This window comes from Capnocytophaga sp. G1920, from assembly GCF_051417515.1.
Genome location: NZ_JBPRKH010000016.1, coordinates 19,099 through 34,396, shown reverse-complemented (window position 1 = coordinate 34,396; position 15,298 = coordinate 19,099). Strand labels below are relative to the sequence as shown.

13 protein-coding genes are annotated in these 15,298 nt (G+C 39.2%); 10 read left to right on the top strand and 3 right to left on the bottom strand.

The window, feature by feature from the left end; all coding sequences use genetic code 11:
- The first annotated feature begins 857 nt into the window (after positions 1–857).
- Positions 858–1,511 (top strand): hypothetical protein, encoded by a 654-nt coding sequence (locus ACSQ7D_RS09645; RefSeq protein WP_437136099.1) that lies wholly within the window; start codon positions 858–860, stop codon positions 1,509–1,511.
- Positions 1,512–1,647: 136 nt separating this feature from the next.
- Here the strand turns inward: ACSQ7D_RS09645 and ACSQ7D_RS09640 are convergent, their stop codons facing one another.
- Positions 1,648–2,646 carry a restriction endonuclease subunit M gene (locus tag ACSQ7D_RS09640; protein WP_437136097.1) on the bottom strand — a complete coding sequence of 333 codons (999 nt, stop codon included), beginning with the start codon at positions 2,644–2,646 and terminating at the stop codon, positions 1,648–1,650.
- 32 nt (positions 2,647–2,678) lie between these two features.
- Here ACSQ7D_RS09640 and ACSQ7D_RS09635 point away from each other — a divergent pair, with 32 nt between their 5' ends.
- On the top strand, positions 2,679–6,659 hold the full coding sequence (locus tag ACSQ7D_RS09635) for an Eco57I restriction-modification methylase domain-containing protein (RefSeq protein WP_437136095.1): 3,981 nt from the start codon (positions 2,679–2,681) through the stop codon (positions 6,657–6,659).
- Between the two features lie 36 nt (positions 6,660–6,695).
- Here the strand turns inward: ACSQ7D_RS09635 and ACSQ7D_RS09630 are convergent, their stop codons facing one another.
- Entirely contained in the window at positions 6,696–7,637 is a 942-nt protein-coding gene (locus tag ACSQ7D_RS09630; protein ID WP_437136116.1) for an Eco57I restriction-modification methylase domain-containing protein, read from the bottom strand.
- A 61-nt stretch (positions 7,638–7,698) separates the two neighbouring features.
- Between ACSQ7D_RS09630 and ACSQ7D_RS09625 the strand changes: the two genes are divergently transcribed.
- The 8 genes from ACSQ7D_RS09625 (at position 7,699) to ACSQ7D_RS09590 (ending at position 14,653) form a co-directional block, all read left to right on the top strand.
- Positions 7,699–8,502 (top strand): tyrosine-type recombinase/integrase, encoded by an 804-nt coding sequence (locus ACSQ7D_RS09625; RefSeq protein ID WP_437136094.1) that lies wholly within the window; start codon positions 7,699–7,701, stop codon positions 8,500–8,502.
- A 97-nt stretch (positions 8,503–8,599) separates the two neighbouring features.
- Positions 8,600–8,842 carry a FeoA family protein gene (locus ACSQ7D_RS09620; RefSeq protein ID WP_016478477.1) on the top strand — a complete coding sequence of 81 codons (243 nt, stop codon included), beginning with the start codon at positions 8,600–8,602 and terminating at the stop codon, positions 8,840–8,842.
- A 40-nt stretch (positions 8,843–8,882) separates the two neighbouring features.
- The gene (gene feoB, locus ACSQ7D_RS09615) at positions 8,883–10,880 is read left to right on the top strand and encodes a ferrous iron transport protein B (RefSeq protein WP_437136092.1); all 1,998 of its coding nucleotides are present in this window, start codon (positions 8,883–8,885) and stop codon (positions 10,878–10,880) included.
- Positions 10,881–10,958: 78 nt separating this feature from the next.
- Positions 10,959–11,714, top strand: a complete 756-nt coding sequence (locus tag ACSQ7D_RS09610; protein ID WP_437136091.1) for a patatin-like phospholipase family protein — start codon at positions 10,959–10,961, stop codon at positions 11,712–11,714.
- Positions 11,715–11,761: 47 nt separating this feature from the next.
- Positions 11,762–12,361 carry a MotA/TolQ/ExbB proton channel family protein gene (locus ACSQ7D_RS09605; RefSeq protein WP_009419083.1) on the top strand — a complete coding sequence of 200 codons (600 nt, stop codon included), beginning with the start codon at positions 11,762–11,764 and terminating at the stop codon, positions 12,359–12,361.
- Complete coding sequence (locus tag ACSQ7D_RS09600; RefSeq protein ID WP_002674860.1) at positions 12,358–12,705, top strand: DUF2149 domain-containing protein; 348 nt, start codon at positions 12,358–12,360, stop codon at positions 12,703–12,705. The genes ACSQ7D_RS09605 and ACSQ7D_RS09600 overlap by 4 nt, the downstream gene beginning before the upstream one ends.
- 30 nt (positions 12,706–12,735) lie before the next feature.
- Entirely contained in the window at positions 12,736–13,890 is a 1,155-nt protein-coding gene (locus tag ACSQ7D_RS09595; protein WP_437136090.1) for a serine hydrolase domain-containing protein, read from the top strand.
- A gap of 43 nt (positions 13,891–13,933) precedes the next feature.
- Positions 13,934–14,653, top strand: a complete 720-nt coding sequence (locus ACSQ7D_RS09590; protein WP_009421820.1) for a 3'-5' exonuclease — start codon at positions 13,934–13,936, stop codon at positions 14,651–14,653.
- 9 nt (positions 14,654–14,662) lie between these two features.
- Here ACSQ7D_RS09590 and tsaB read toward each other — a convergent pair whose 3' ends face one another.
- Positions 14,663–15,298, bottom strand: a complete 636-nt coding sequence (tsaB, locus tag ACSQ7D_RS09585; protein WP_437136088.1) for a tRNA (adenosine(37)-N6)-threonylcarbamoyltransferase complex dimerization subunit type 1 TsaB — start codon at positions 15,296–15,298, stop codon at positions 14,663–14,665.

The window sequence follows — 15,298 nt, the reverse complement described above, 5'->3', positions numbered from 1 at the left end:
AAAGCAAATTTTATGGGTAATTTTTTTCTATGTTAAATAACCAAATGTGTATAATTTCCTAATACTATTTTTTGAATAAAACAAGTGCATTTTCTGAAAATACCCCATTTTTTTTCATCATTTTGCTGAATTCTTTGCAATATTTTCAGAGAATCGCCAAAAACATTGCGTTTTTTTCAGTTTTTCACATATTGTTTTGCAAAATACTTATTTTCAAGTATATAGAGGCTTATAATTCGCTTTTAAGCGCTATTTCTTAGATTATAACTTTCTGTGAAATTTAACTTTATTTAACATTTTGAAATATTATTCTTTTATTGAAATTGAAGTGTTTTTAGGCTAATGAGAGTTCGAGTAATTAGTAAATTAGCTGTGAACCGCACGGGCAGTCGTAGCACGACGGGTATAGAAAATTAGAAAATTAGAGAATTAGGAAATTAGCAAAAGGGTAGTGATAAAAAAAGGTTTTTAATAGGTGTGACTTGTCGGACAAATAGAACTGGTTTGAGTTATCGGAGGAAAACGAAAAATATAAAAAGTAGGTTGGGAGGTTTTTGGGAGAGAAAAGGCTATTGGGAGGGTGGGGTTAGCTTATAGAGAGCTTATAGGAAGCTTATACGAATCTTGGACGATTGGTATAGAAAGGGTGTATAAAGAGTTGGTAGTGAATGGTTAAAGGAGAAGGATTAGGGGGTGATAAACGAGAAGAAAAACGAAAATAAAACAAAGTTTAGTGAGATGTGTCTTAAAAATTGTTTTTTGGTATTGTGTGTTATTTTTGTATTTTTGCACCGAAATAAAAGAAGAAGCTACGAACTTATGTACTTTTATCGTTTTAGTGACTTAATAATCATAGAATGAAAAAAATACTTTATATAATATCTTTTTTTGCTGTGGGATTGGCTACGGCACAGGAAAATACGGAAAGCACATCGGTTATAGGAAATGTAAGCACGGAAACTATAACGCAAGTAGAGCCCGAAAAAGAAAGCAGGTGGTTTTACCAAGGGGAATTAAGTTTTACTTTTCCTCGAAATGGTGGTGCAAAATACTCTTATAGCTGGTTAAACTCTCGTACGAATTTGTATGAAGGCAATGAGGCATTACTAAATGAGAAGCCTATTATCTCAAGTGATTTTACAGTAAATTACCGCTTGTTTAGGATGTTGAGTGTAGGAGCGGTAGGTGGTTTTACACATTTTCAAAACCCTGTAGCCTCAGGATTAAAATTGGGTAGTGTACTCCGTTTGAACCCTGTGAAGAGTTATCAGGGAAATATTTTTGTACAAGTAGCTGGCTTTCTGCCTTTGAGTACCTTAGTAAAGCCATCAATAGGGGAAGTGAAGGTAGGGCTATCCATTCCGTTTTTGGTGAGAAATAAGTACAGTATGTTTTTATCGGCTTATACTTCTTACACGAGTTTTGATGTAGCAGAACCTCTTTTTTGGAGTGAGACTCCTGAGATGATGGAGTATAGAGGGATAGGGTTTAGCTTTGGAGTGCGGTTTTAAGGTATATACAAGAGCTTTAAAAATAGTCTCTTGATTCCTCGAAGAGAGTAATTCATAAAAGAGACTTTAGTGGAATTGACAATAGGTAAATTAGCAAATTACTAAATAATCTGTATCTTTGCACCGATAATTTATATTATTTAATCAAATCAATAAATCTTATTTTTCGGTTGCTTTTACCTGTGTCAGGGTCTTTGCTACCCCAATCTTTTATGAGGCAATAAATACCATTGTGTTCTTTGAATATTTCTTTTTGACAACCATTACAAGTAATTCTTCTTTTTTCTTGTTGTCCATATATATCAAATCCTATTTCTGTAATGTTATGCTTACAGCTACAAGGTATAACTCCTTTAAGTCCGTCCATTTGCCATAAATTCCAAGAGATAATGTAAGCAATGTATTTAATAGATTTTTCTAAAGGGCGCTTACCAAACTTAGCTTCGTAATACTCTATGAATGAAACTAATAATGCTTCCCGAGCTAATAGTAAGTTATCACCTTGCCATTCAAATCCGTAAATATTTTTATAAGCCTCTTGTGCCATTTCAAGCCATTCGCCTGAAGAGGTTGTATTTTCTGAAATTATCCTGAGTTTGCGATCGAGCATTCCTATACGTTGTTCAAGAGGAACATATACACCTGTAGTCGTGTCATAACGGCTTACCAAGTAGGGGGCTTCTCCACAACTTAACTCTATTCGGGTAGCACGTACATAATCCTTCCACGTTTTTCCTTCAGGGAAAGTGATAGGAGCTTTTACTGCTTTCCAAGTGTGTTTTTCAGTATCTTCAATATTAAAAACCTCTTTACGACCAAACCACACTTCATCTACTAAATTATTTTGAGCGTTGCACACCCACGATGGGGTAAACACTTCTGCCATTCCTTTAGTGCGTTCTGTTTGTTCTTCTTTTGATTTGATAGCTCTGGGGCGGATCACATTGCCATTTTCACCCGTAATATGTTCTGTAGTAATGGTATCAAAATAGGTATACCCTTCTCCTTTAGCGGCATAACTATCTGTAGCCCAAAAGATATTCTTTTGGGTAGTGTGATCTTTTAGTAAAAGCGTAAAAACATCTTCAGATTGTTTAAAGAGTTCGTTTTCACTTATATCAATTTCGTTTGCCATTAGTAGTTCCTATAATATAAATTATACCTAATATGGCTACATTTGAACTCTCTCTAAAACCTCGCTTGATTTATATCTTTACCATTGCCGATGAAGCTCATAGCGACTGCGTAAAGATAGGAGAAACTACTTTTAACGGTGATGGATTGCCCGAGGCTAATAGCAAAGAACTAAACAATGCCGCTCATAACCGCATTAAGCAATATACCCAGACCGCTGGTATTAGTTACCAATTGTTACACACTGAACTTACTCTATTTTCTCGTGAGGGAAAGATAGGTCTCTTTAATGATAAGGAGGTTCACTCTGTATTAGAACGCTCTGGAGTAAAGAAAAAAGCTTTCAAAGGGGCTACTGAATGGTACTGTTGCGACCTTGCTACGGCTATAAAAGCTATTGCTGCCGTAAAACAAGGTAGAAAAAGTCTGAAAACAGAGGATATTAGTACTACTGAAAACCCTATCATTTTTCGACCCGAGCAAGCCGATGCTATAGAACGTACTGAAAAGCAGTTTAAAAAAGGGTCGCAGATGCTATGGAATGCTAAAATGCGTTTTGGGAAAACACTCTGTGCGCTGCAAGTAGCTAAAAACTTACAAATGAAGCGTACCCTTATTGTAACCCACCGCCCAGTAGTAGATGCTGGTTGGTATGAGGATTTTAGGAAAATCTTCTATGATAGTCCTAATTATTACTATGGTTCTAGAGCTAAAGGAGAAAATGATTTTGCTTCATTGGAAAAACTTGCAAACGAAGGAGGTAATTATGTGTATTTTGCCTCGATGCAGGATATGCGGGGCTCTAAAGAAGTAGGTGGTAAATTTGATAAAAATAATGAGTTATTCTCTACTACTTGGGACTTTTTGATAGTAGATGAGGCACACGAAGGTACTCAAACTGAATTAGGACAATCCGTAATCGCGCACCTAAAAGGTACAGACACTAAAGTATTGCGCCTTTCGGGTACTCCTTTTAATCTGCTTGATGACCACAAGGAAGAGGAAATCTTTACGTGGGATTATGTGATGGAGCAAAAAGCTAAGATAGATTGGGAAATTACACACTTGGGAGATGCCAATCCTTATGCTTCCTTACCCGCTATTCATATCTACACCTACGATTTGGGTAGGCTGATGAGCGAATATAGTGATGATGAAAAAGCGTTTAACTTCCGTGAGTTTTTCCGCACTCGTGATGATGGCTCTTTTGTCCACGATAAGGATATAGACCGTTTTTTAGCTTTGCTTTGTGATGACAGTGATAGTTTTTACCCTTATGCTAATGACACTTTCCGCACGATTTTCCGTCATACACTTTGGATATTACCTGGTGTAAAAGCTGCTAAAACTCTCAGTACTAAGTTGCAAAATCACCCTATATTTGGAGCTTTCAAGATAGTGAATGTAGCGGGCGATGGTGATGAAGAAGAAGAAAGTAGAGATGCTTTGGAATTGGTAAATAAAGCTATTGGCGAAGATTCTGACCAAACTTATACTATTACTCTTTCGTGTGGGCGTCTCACTACAGGGGTGAGTATCAAGCCTTGGGCAGGGGTATTTATGATGGCAGGAGCTTATAGTACCTCAGCTGCAAGCTATATGCAAACAATCTTCCGCGTGCAAACTCCCTACACTCATAACGGGCGTATGAAAACCGATTGTTATGCTTTTGATTTTGCTCCTGACCGGACATTGCGCGTGCTAGCCGAAAGTGCTAAAGTATCGGCTAAAGCAGGTAAACAATCTGAAGAAGACCGTAAAATATTAGGCGATTTTTTGAACTTCTGCCCTATAATAGCTATTGAAGGTAGCCAAATGAAGCCCTATGATGTAAAAACAATGCTGGGGCAACTGAAACGAGCTCAGATAGAAAAAGTAGTGCAATGCGGTTTTGAAGATGGAGCTCTCTACAATGACGAACTGCTTAAACTCACTGAAGTTGAACTCAAAGATTTTAGCGATTTGAAGGCTGCTATAGGGAAAACTAAAGCAATGCCTCGGCCAGGAGATATAGATATTAATAAGCAAGGGCTTACCAATGAGCAATATGCCGAGAAAGAGCGGTTGGAAAAGAAGAAAAAGAATGATCTTAGCCCAGAAGAAAAACAACGCTTGGAAGAGCTTAAAGCCCTAGGTAATCAACGACGAGAGGCTATTGCAATTCTCAGAGGAATCTCTATCCGTATGCCGCTGCTACTCTATGGAGCGGAGATGAGCAACGAAGAAGAGGAGCTGACCCTTGACAACTTTGAAAACCTGATAGATGATACATCGTGGGAGGAGTTTATGCCACGTGGGGTAACTAAAGAAGTTTTTGGGCGTTTTAAGCGTTATTACGACTCTGATATTTTTCGAGAGGCAGGCAAGCGTATACGCGAAATGGCACGTATGGCAGATAAATTTACCATAGAGGAGCGCATTAGTAGAATAGCAGCCATCTTTGCTACCTTTCGCAACCCTGATAAAGAAACAGTACTTACTCCTTGGCGGGTAGTGAATAGGCATCTGTCGGATTGCTTAGGAGGCTATTGTTTTATGGATGAGAATTTTGAACAGCCCTTAGATGTGCCGCACTATGTGACTCAACAAGGGGTAACAGAGGAGGTATTCACCCCTAAGAGTGTGATTTTGGAAATCAACTCGAAAAGTGGGTTATATCCTTTGTATGCTGCCTATAATATCTACCGCTCTCGTATAGAAGAAGCTAAGAAAAAATATGGTGAGGAGGTAGGCAGACAATTAGCCTTGCAATTATGGGATGCGACTCTTGAAGAGAATATCTTGGTAGTATGTAAAACTCCAATGGCACGCAGTATAACCAAACGTACTTTAGCAGGCTTTAGAGAGACCCCAGTGCACGCTGAATATTATTGCGACCTTATTGAAAACCTCACCCAGAAGCCCGAAAGCGTAATAAACACCCTGCTCAGTGGCAAATTTTGGCATTTTAACAACAAAAAAAATATGAAGATAGACGCTATTATAGGAAATCCACCCTATCAGGTAATGGACGGAGGAGCTGGAGCAGAAGATGCAGCAGCTCCTATATATCATAAATTTGTGACATTAGCAAAACAACTCAGTAGTCAATTTATAAGTTTGATTATGCCTTCTAAATGGATGATTGGAGGGCGAAGTGAACTGATTCCTTTCTTAGAAGAAATGAAAAATGACCCTCATCTTGCTTATATAAAAGATTACCGAGATGACCGTTCCATATTCCCCACTGCTCACAATGATGGAGGAATTTGTTATTTTCTTTGGAATAGAAAAAAGACTAACAAAAACGTTGTTTACACCTATATTACAATGGAGGGGGAAGAAATTAAAGGAGGTAACCAATTACATAATAAATTCTTTGATTATGTAGTGCGAGACATAAGAGTTCTCCCTATTCTTGAGAAAATACATCAACATAATCCGTTAAAGTTCTCAACAATTGTGTCAAAAACACGCCCTTTCGGTCTTAGGAAAGACATTTTTAATAATCCTGATAAGTATCCTAAATCTTTATTAGCATTTGAATCTTTTAAAGATTCTGTAAAAGTCTTTGGCGTAAAAGGAAAAAAGGGAGGTGCTAAACGTATTTTCGGTTATATAACTAAAGAAGATATAACAGATAAATACAATGTTTTAAATAAATACAAGTTGTTTTTTACCACAACTTATTCATCGGATGCCGTAACTCCTCCTGAATACATAAAAGGCTATCCTAATGATATTTGCACGGAAACATTTCTCCTTGTAGGAATATTTCAAAAAGAAGATGAAATGAATAATTGTGCAAAGTATATGGAAACTTCTTTTTTTCATTTTCTTTTATTCTTAGGACACGGAACAATGCAAGTTAATCAAAAGGTATTTTCACTTATCCCTCTACAAAACTTCACCTCTTCAAGCGATATTGATTGGTCGCAAACTATTGAAGCTATAGATAAACAACTTTATGCTAAATATAATCTTTCAGAAGATGAAGTAGCTTTTATTAAGCGAATGATTAAACCAATAGTTTAAAAAAAGTGTACAGCTCACCCGCTGTACGCTTTTTTGCTATTCCATAGGTCTTACCATTTTTTCAATATAAGCTATTTCCTCAGGAGTAAGCCTATATTTTTTATATAGTTTTTCATCTGTCCACGCCTCATCAAAGTTTTGTTGCGGAACAAATTGGTAAAACTCTTTGGTTGAGTGTTGGGTATTCTTTTTTAGTGTTAGACAAAAGTGTAGAAACTTCGTTTCTATATATTGCATTACATTCTCACATTGTTTTTTTGTAGCGAAAGGGCCTATTACTAAGTAGGTTTCTGTACAACAAGAGTTAGGCTCCGCATAAATAGGATTAACTTTATCAGTCTTGCTATCGCCACTTCCTACAGCATAAGGAACAATTACTTTATGCTCTTTTATCCAATGTTGATTTTTTAAAACTCCTTCTTTCTCAATATATCCAACTCCTCCATTCACATAGATTTTGACAGCTCCTTCAAAAGGTTCTTTTTTTCCTTTGAAATTAGTAGGTATTCCAAAAGGTTTTCTTGAACTCATTAATTCACTAAAACTTTTTTCTTTAAAGGATTGTATTTTTTTAAAGATAGAAATAGCTTCATTATATCTGATAAATATATCAGTATTTTCTTCTTTAAGCGGTCTTTTCAGAGCTGAAATACATTTGCTGTTTTCATAAGTACGGATAAGACAATCTCCTTTATATTCCCTGTCCCAAAGGAAATAGTTTACCCCTCCTTTGATTTCGATATTAGAGAATATCTCAGCAGCATTAGGGTAATCGTGTATAGCTTTAAAGTGTTTATTTTCAAGCATTGCTTCACGAAAGTCATCCAATCCCTTACCTCCTGCAAACCACCTGCTGGGAGTAATCAAACTAATATATTTTGGGCTGAGTTTTATAGCTTGCTGAATGAACAGTTGATAAACAGGTTTTGCGCTCGCTTGAGCTCCTCCGTCCATTACCTGATAGGGTGGATTTCCTATAATAGCGTCTATAACAAGTTTTTCTTATATTGTAACCACTATAATATAAAATTCAAACAATATGGTTACAACCTTTGAAACTGCTCTCAAAGAGAGCCAAATGGCAGAAAATACCATCACTGCCTATCTATATGCTGTAAACGATTTCTACGGAAAGTACAAATCCCTCAGCAAGAAAAACCTTTTGCTCTACAAAACATACCTTATCGAGCATTTTAAACCTAAAACGGTGAACTTGCGCATTCAAGCACTGAATAAGTTTTTGGAACATATCGGTAAGCCTAAACTTCGACTTAAATCAGTAAAGGTGCAGCAACGCACCTATTTAGAAAATGTGATCAGTCAGGCTGATTACCTCTTTTTAAAAGAACAACTCCGAAAAGAAGAAAACCCAATGTGGTATTTTGTAGTGCGATTTTTGGCAGCTACCGGCGCAAGGGTTAGTGAGCTTATCCAAATAAAAGTAGAACACGTAAAAATTGGCTATTTCGATCTATACACTAAAGGAGGTAAAGTCCGCCGCCTATTTATCCCACTTCAGTTACGTGAGGAAACTATAAAATGGCTCACAAAAGAGCAAAAAACTTCGGGCTACCTATTTCTCAACCGCTTGGGAGAACGTATTACTACACGAGGTATTGCCCAAAAACTCAAACTTTTTGCTGAAAGATATGGTCTCAATTCTAAAGTCGTCTACCCACATTCATTCAGACATAGATACGCTAAAAACTTCTTGGAAGCCTTTAACGACATCTCTCTCCTTGCCGACCTTATGGGGCACGAAAGTATTGAGACTACCCGTATTTACCTCAGGCGAACAGCCTCAGAACAGCAGACTATTGTAGATAAGATTATTACTTGGTAGTGAAATTGGCGGACACTTATTAAAGGTACTTATGGTATTGTAGAATTAAAATTATTTACTACCTTTGCACTCAAAATCATTCTAAATAATAATCGTTATGGAAGAAGTGCGCAACCGTGCTTGTACTGTTGCCGAGCTAAAGAAGGGCGAAAAAGGGATTATACAAGACTTTGATATTACTAAAATACCTCAAAAACTCATTGATTTAGGTTGTTATGCGGGCAGTGAAATAGAGGTACTCCAAAAAGCTACTTTTGGCGACCCTATCTATATCCGTATGAATGAGGCATATCTTTCGATTAGAAAGGATATGGCAGAGAATATTCAATTAGCAAATTAGGTGCGAGCCGCACGAGCAAATTAATTAGCAAATTAATAAATTGGCAAATTTAAAAATCGCCCTTGTGGGCAACCCTAATACCGGTAAAACTTCGCTCTTCAATGCACTGACGGGCTTGAACCAAAAGGTAGGCAACTACCCTGGTATTACTGTCGAAAAAAAAATAGGATACTGCAAGCTTTCCGATACCCAGCAAGCCGAAATCATAGACTTGCCGGGTGCCTATAGTCTCAACCCAAGCTCGGAAGACGAGCATGTGGCTATAAATGTGCTTACACATAGCTCTGAGCCTCATTATCCTGATGTGGTGGTAGTGGTGTGTGAGGTGAGTAACCTCAAGCAAAATCTCTTGCTCTTTACCCAAGTAAAAGATCTTGGGTTGCCTACGATACTTGTTATCAATATGGTAGACCAGATGCGCAAAAAGGGTATCAGTATTGAGGTGGAAAAATTAGCACAAGCTTTGCAAACGAAAGTTGTCCTCACTAGTACTCGCAAAGGCGAAGGACTTACAGAACTGAAAGAAGCGATTGTAAATTATCAACAACTGTCGCTCACTCCTTGCGTAGATATCTCTCGCTTAAAGGCGATGACTTTTGGCACGTCGGAAAGTGAGCAACGGCGCAAACAGCAAAAAGAAACGATACTTCGCTATCAGTTTATCAACAAAATACTGAAAGAGACATATACGGTAGACCAGCGCAAAGCACAGACGCTTCGAGCACATCTCGACCGCTTCCTCATACACCCCTTCTTTGGCTATGTGGTGTTTGCTGTGATACTCTTGCTTATCTTCCAAGCAGTATTTACTTGGTCGAGCTATCCGATGGATTGGATAGAAAACGGTTTCAATGTTTTTGGGGAATGGCTTGCTACTAAACTACCTGCTGGTGCACTTAGCGAATTACTAATAGAGGGTATCCTACCAGGAATCGCAGGTATTACCGTGTTTATCCCCCAAATAGCTGTACTCTTCACCTTGATTGCTCTATTGGAAGAAAGTGGCTATATGAGTAGGGTGGTGTTCTTGATGGACAATGTAATGCGTCGTTTTGGGCTTAGTGGTAAGAGTGTTGTTCCTCTGATTTCGGGAGCAGCTTGTGCTGTACCTGCCGTGATGATTGCCCGCAATATTGAGAATTGGAAAGAACGCCTAATCACCATACTTGTTACTCCGTTTATGACCTGTTCGGCGCGTTTGCCCGTATATCTCATCATCATTAACTTGGTAATTCCAGACGGTGATTTTTGCTGGATTAGCTATAAAGCGTGGACGTTCTTTGCGATGTACTTTTTGGGCTTTGCGGTAGCTTTGCTCTCGGCTTTTATCTTAGACAAAGTACTGAAGATGCACAAGAACAGCAGTTTCTTTATCGCAGAAATTCCCGATTATAAAATTCCGCTTTTGCGCAATGTATGCCTCACTGTATACGAGAAGACCAAAGGCTTTGTAGTAGGAGCGGGGAAGTTCATTTTAGCAATTTCGATACTTTTGTGGTTCTTAGGGTCTCACGGAGTAGGAGAAAAGTACAACAGCATAGAGGCTACTGCCGAGCAGTTGGCACAAACTCACCAGTGGACCGCCGAGCAGAAAGCACATTACATAGAAGCCCAAAGTCTTGAGTACTCGTTTTTGGGTTACATAGGCAAAGGAATAGAGCCCGTATTTCGCCCGCTGGGCTACGATTGGAAAATCAGTATAGGGGTAGTAGCCTCGTTTGCAGCGCGAGAGGTGTTCATTAGTACCCTATCAACGGTTTATAGTTTAGGAAAAGATTTGGATACCGAAGATGAAGAGGGCGAACGTACTATCTTGGCAAAAATGCGCGCTGAAGTACGTCCTGATGGCACGCCTGTATACACACTCGGCACCGGTATTTCGCTCTTGCTCTATTACGCTTTTGCAATGCAGTGCCTTAGCACTGTTGCCGTAGTACGAAAAGAGACCAACAGCTGGAAATGGACAGCTATCCAATGGATATTTATGACGGGAATTGCCTACGTGAGTGCAATGATGGCATTTATTTTAATTAGATAATTAGATAATTAGCAGATTAGCAGATTGCCCCCGTTCCCCCGAAGGGGGACAATCCGTAAAGACGATAATCGACAAATAATGAAGTTAGGTTTAGTATTTTCAGGTGGCGGGGTGCGTGCTTTGGCACACGCTGGATTGTTGAAGGCTTTGGAAGAAAAAGGCTTGCAACCCTCAATTATTTCGGGTACCAGTGGTGGAGCACTCATTGGGGCACTCTACGCTTGTGGGGTAAAGCCCGAGGATATGGTGCATTTTTTTAAGGAAACACCTGTGTTCAAATGGTCGATGCTCACTTTTAAAAAAGTGGGATTAGTAGATAGTGCTAAATATACCAAGTTCTTTAAAAAACAATTCCAATGTCCGACTTTTGAAGACTTGCGATTGCCCTTAGTGGTAACAGCTACCAATCTGCTGAATGGTAAAGTACAGTATTTTAGCAAAGGAGAGCTCATTCAGCCCCTCATTGCGTCGTCGGCATTACCGCCTTACTTCTCACCGGTGAGAATAGGAAACAGTTTATATTGCGACGGGGGACTGCTGAACAACTTCCCTATAGAACCCCTCAAAGACCGATGCGATAGAATTATAGGGAGCTTTGTGAATCCGCTAGAAACGATTACCGAGAAGGAGCTCAGCAACTCGTTCCAGTTTATGCAACGGATTTACAACATCACTATGGATGGCAATTACAACCGCAAGTTCAAAAAATGTGACCACTTGTTACTACATAATCTCAGCAATGTAGGTGTACTCGATACTAAAATGCTCGATCACGCCTTCGAATATGGATACGAACAAACAATTACCAAATTAGCTAAATTGTCAGTTAGCTAATGAGTAGGGGCAACATTGACAAATTGGTAAATTAAGACATTAACTTTATGAGTGAAATTTCTAAAATTCTATTCTTGGTATCGGATAGTTTGCTGATACCCGACATTATCGTACTCTTGGTACTTTTTGTGCGCGCTTTATTATTGGTAGGCAGTTTCTACAACCGCTTCATCACTAAATACAAAAATGACAAACAGCTGAATGAAGCCATCAGGACGCTCACACCCGAAAGCGCAGAACAACTTAAAGCCCTATTGCCCGCACGCGATAACGCCCTTTACACCCAATACTTGCGTGATATTCTTAGTCATATACCCGACGAGGCATATTACGACTATATGATTTCCAACTTCGAGAATGAAGGCGAAAAAGACATAGCCACCTCTAAGCTGTTGGCAAAAGTAGGTCCCGTTTTAGGACTTATCGGTACGCTTATTGCTATGAGTCCAGCACTTACGGGGCTCTCCACCGGAGACATTTCTAAGATGGCAAGTAATATGCAAGTGGTATTTGCCACCACCGTTGTAGGCTTAGTGATTAGTTTAGTAGGGTTGGTAACTTTGCAGTTCAAACAACGCTGGTATAGCAAAGAAATCAACAACCTTGAATATGTAAGTAGAGTATTAACTCAACCCGCAAGACAATGAAGACAAACCGACGCATATCCCGACTTAAAGACGATGATGCCGACCCGCTAAGTGTAGTGGTAAACCTCTTTGACGTGGCGATGGTTTTTGCCGTTGCCTTAATGGTATCGATGGTGATGAACCTAAATATGGCAGATTTCTTTTCGGGTGAAGATTTTACCATTGTAAAGAAGAAAGGTGATGATATGGAAATTCTTCGTCGTGAAGGGCAGAAAATCACTAAATACAAAACAGTAGAAGGTGCAACCCCCGATGCTTCTACCACTCAGAAAAAAGGTAAACGCCTCGGGGTAATGTACGAAACCGAAAATGGCGAAACTATATTATTACCTGATGAAGAATAAACATAAATAAACCCTATTAAAAAATTAAATATGAAAAAGTTTCTCATTAATTTCGTTGTTGTACTGCTACTACTCATAGGAACCCTTTACGTGGCGGGCTATGGTTATATTCTCAAAGCAGTAGTGGTGATCTACGGCACGGGGCATACTACTACTTTCCTTGATGATTATACCTATTTTGACAATCGTACAATTGCTAAAAGTCCTACTCCTCAGCCTTGGCCACTTTCAGCGAATTACAACAAAATACCCGAAACCCCCGAACTACAAAATGCTCATAAAAAATACGGAACGGTAGCTTTCCTTATCATCAAAGGTGATAGTATATGGCACGAACAGTATTTTGAAGGCTATAATACTGAGAGCAAGAGCAATTCATTTTCTATGGCAAAGAGTTATGTCTCGGCGCTCTTGGGTAAGGCTATTGCCGATGGTTATATCAAGAGTCTCAACCAAAAAGTAAGCGATTTCTTTCCTGAGTACAAAAAAGGCTTCGGAGCTCAGCTTACGGTAGGCGACCTCTCGTCTATGGCATCAGGACTTGACTGGGACGAGGCGTATTACAATCCGTTTTCTATTACCACACGTGCTTATTTTGATAAACATTTTAGAGAAAAGATGCTCCAACTGAGGATTGTTTCTCCTCCTGGGAAAGCCTATAAATACCTCAGTGGAAATACTTTCCTTTTGGGAATGGTATTGGAGAAAGCTACAAAGAAGACCCTTACTCAGTATCTCACCGAGAGCTTATGGCAACCGATGGGTTGTGAGAGTGATGCTCTTTGGCAATTGGACAGTGAAGAAAGCGGACTCGAAAAAGCGTATTGTTGTATTGCTTCGAATGCACGTGACTTTGCCCGCCTCGGGAAACTCTATCGAGATAATGGTAAGTGGAACGGCAAACAGCTATTAGACTCTACCTTTGTGGCGACTTCCGTACAACCGCGCTTTGCCGAGAGTCCAGAATACGGCTATGGTTGGTGGTTATTAGACTATAAAGATACCCATTTCTTTATGATGCGCGGACATTTGGGACAATACGTAATTGTAAATCCTACTGATAAAGTCATCATTGTGCGTTTAGGACATCGCACTGCCGATACTTCTCCTGAAGGCAGTAAGTTTACTCAGGACATTTATGATTATATAGATGAGGCATATAAGGTTTTAGGTGTTAGAGGGTAGTAGAGCGATGAGACTTTAAATTAATAGTTGAATTTCAGTAAAAATGCTTAACAAGATTAATCTTGAAGATATTCTCTTCTTAGACATAGAAACGGTACCACTCTATGAACAACACGCTGAGCTTTCGGCTTTAGAACAAGAACTGTGGGAGGAAAAGACACGATATCAGCGGAAAGATGAGTTTACTGCTGAAGAATTTTACGACCGTGCAGGTATTTGGGCGGAGTTTGGGAAGATTGTATGTATATCAGTAGGCTACTTTTCTTTTCGGCATCAGCAACGCACTTTTAGGGTTACCTCGTTTGTGGGAGAGGAAGAAGTATTGTTAAAAGATTTTGTGCGTTTGGTAGAAGAACACTTTTCACGCGCTAATAAATTGTTTTGTGCTCATAACGGCAAAGAGTTTGACTTTCCTTACCTTTCGCGACGTATGATTATCAATGGTATCCCTATTCCTCAAAAACTACAGCTCTTTGGCAAGAAACCTTGGGAAATTCCGCATCTCGATACTCTTGAACTATGGAAATTTGGAGATTATAAACACTTCACTTCGCTGAAGCTCTTGGCGCATATTCTGGGTATTCCTTCGCCTAAAGACGATATTAATGGTAGTGAAGTGCGTGATGTGTTCTACAATGAAGGCGATGTAGATCGCATTGCTACTTATTGTGAAAAAGATACTATTACAGTAGCCCAAATACTGCTACGTTTCCGCAACGAAGAGCTTCTAACCGATGATGAAATTCTAATTGTAGGACATTAACTTTTACTTCTATTTTAAATACTGAGGTTCAAAATAAGCAATATCTTCAAAGTCTTGTTTTGTATATTTTTCTATAGCAAACGGAAGCATATCTTTTGCCTCAGGGAAGGCATTGGGTATAAATACAGCATTAGGATGCTTACAAATAGTAGCAAACTTCGTACTGCCATCACCTAAAAAAGTTACTTTGCCCTTGTTTAACTCTTCGTGGTAACTATATTCATCGAGGATTTTAGCTTCAGTGGGACTCACAAACTGATAAGCACTATTAAACACGGCGCTATACACCTCCATACGGCGAGCATCGAGCATAGGGATAATACAATTGCCCTGCGTTTGGTGAGCGAGGATTTGCAAGGAGGGAATAGCAATTAAAGGCTTCTCCAAAGCAAAGCAAAGACCCTTGGCAGTAGCAATACCAATGCGCAAACCTGTATAAGAGCCTGCACCTGCACTTACGGCTATAGCATCAACCGCAGAAAGGGGCAAGGAGGCTTGTTGCATTACGTCTTCAATGAAGAGATGTAAGTTTTCGGAATGGGTAAACTTGCCTGCATTCTCAGATTTTTCAGCTATAATGTGATTGTCTTTTGATAGGGCTACCGAGCAATTGAGTCCTGAAGTTTCTATGTGAAGGATAATCAT

Excerpts from the sequence above, each read along its gene's own strand:
- ACSQ7D_RS09645 (WP_437136099.1), top strand. The coding sequence starts at position 858 with ATGAAAAAAATACTTTATATAATATCTTTTTTTGCTGTGGGATTGGCT.
- ACSQ7D_RS09640 (WP_437136097.1), bottom strand. The coding sequence starts at position 2,646 with ATGGCAAACGAAATTGATATAAGTGAAAACGAACTCTTTAAACAATCT.
- ACSQ7D_RS09635 (WP_437136095.1), top strand. The coding sequence starts at position 2,679 with ATGGCTACATTTGAACTCTCTCTAAAACCTCGCTTGATTTATATCTTT.
- ACSQ7D_RS09625 (WP_437136094.1), top strand. The coding sequence starts at position 7,699 with ATGGTTACAACCTTTGAAACTGCTCTCAAAGAGAGCCAAATGGCAGAA.
- ACSQ7D_RS09620 (WP_016478477.1), top strand. The coding sequence starts at position 8,600 with ATGGAAGAAGTGCGCAACCGTGCTTGTACTGTTGCCGAGCTAAAGAAG.
- ACSQ7D_RS09610 (WP_437136091.1), top strand. The coding sequence starts at position 10,959 with ATGAAGTTAGGTTTAGTATTTTCAGGTGGCGGGGTGCGTGCTTTGGCA.
- ACSQ7D_RS09605 (WP_009419083.1), top strand. The coding sequence starts at position 11,762 with ATGAGTGAAATTTCTAAAATTCTATTCTTGGTATCGGATAGTTTGCTG.
- ACSQ7D_RS09600 (WP_002674860.1), top strand. The coding sequence starts at position 12,358 with ATGAAGACAAACCGACGCATATCCCGACTTAAAGACGATGATGCCGAC.
- ACSQ7D_RS09595 (WP_437136090.1), top strand. The coding sequence starts at position 12,736 with ATGAAAAAGTTTCTCATTAATTTCGTTGTTGTACTGCTACTACTCATA.
- ACSQ7D_RS09590 (WP_009421820.1), top strand. The coding sequence starts at position 13,934 with ATGCTTAACAAGATTAATCTTGAAGATATTCTCTTCTTAGACATAGAA.
- tsaB (WP_437136088.1), bottom strand. The coding sequence starts at position 15,298 with ATGATTATCCTTCACATAGAAACTTCAGGACTCAATTGCTCGGTAGCC.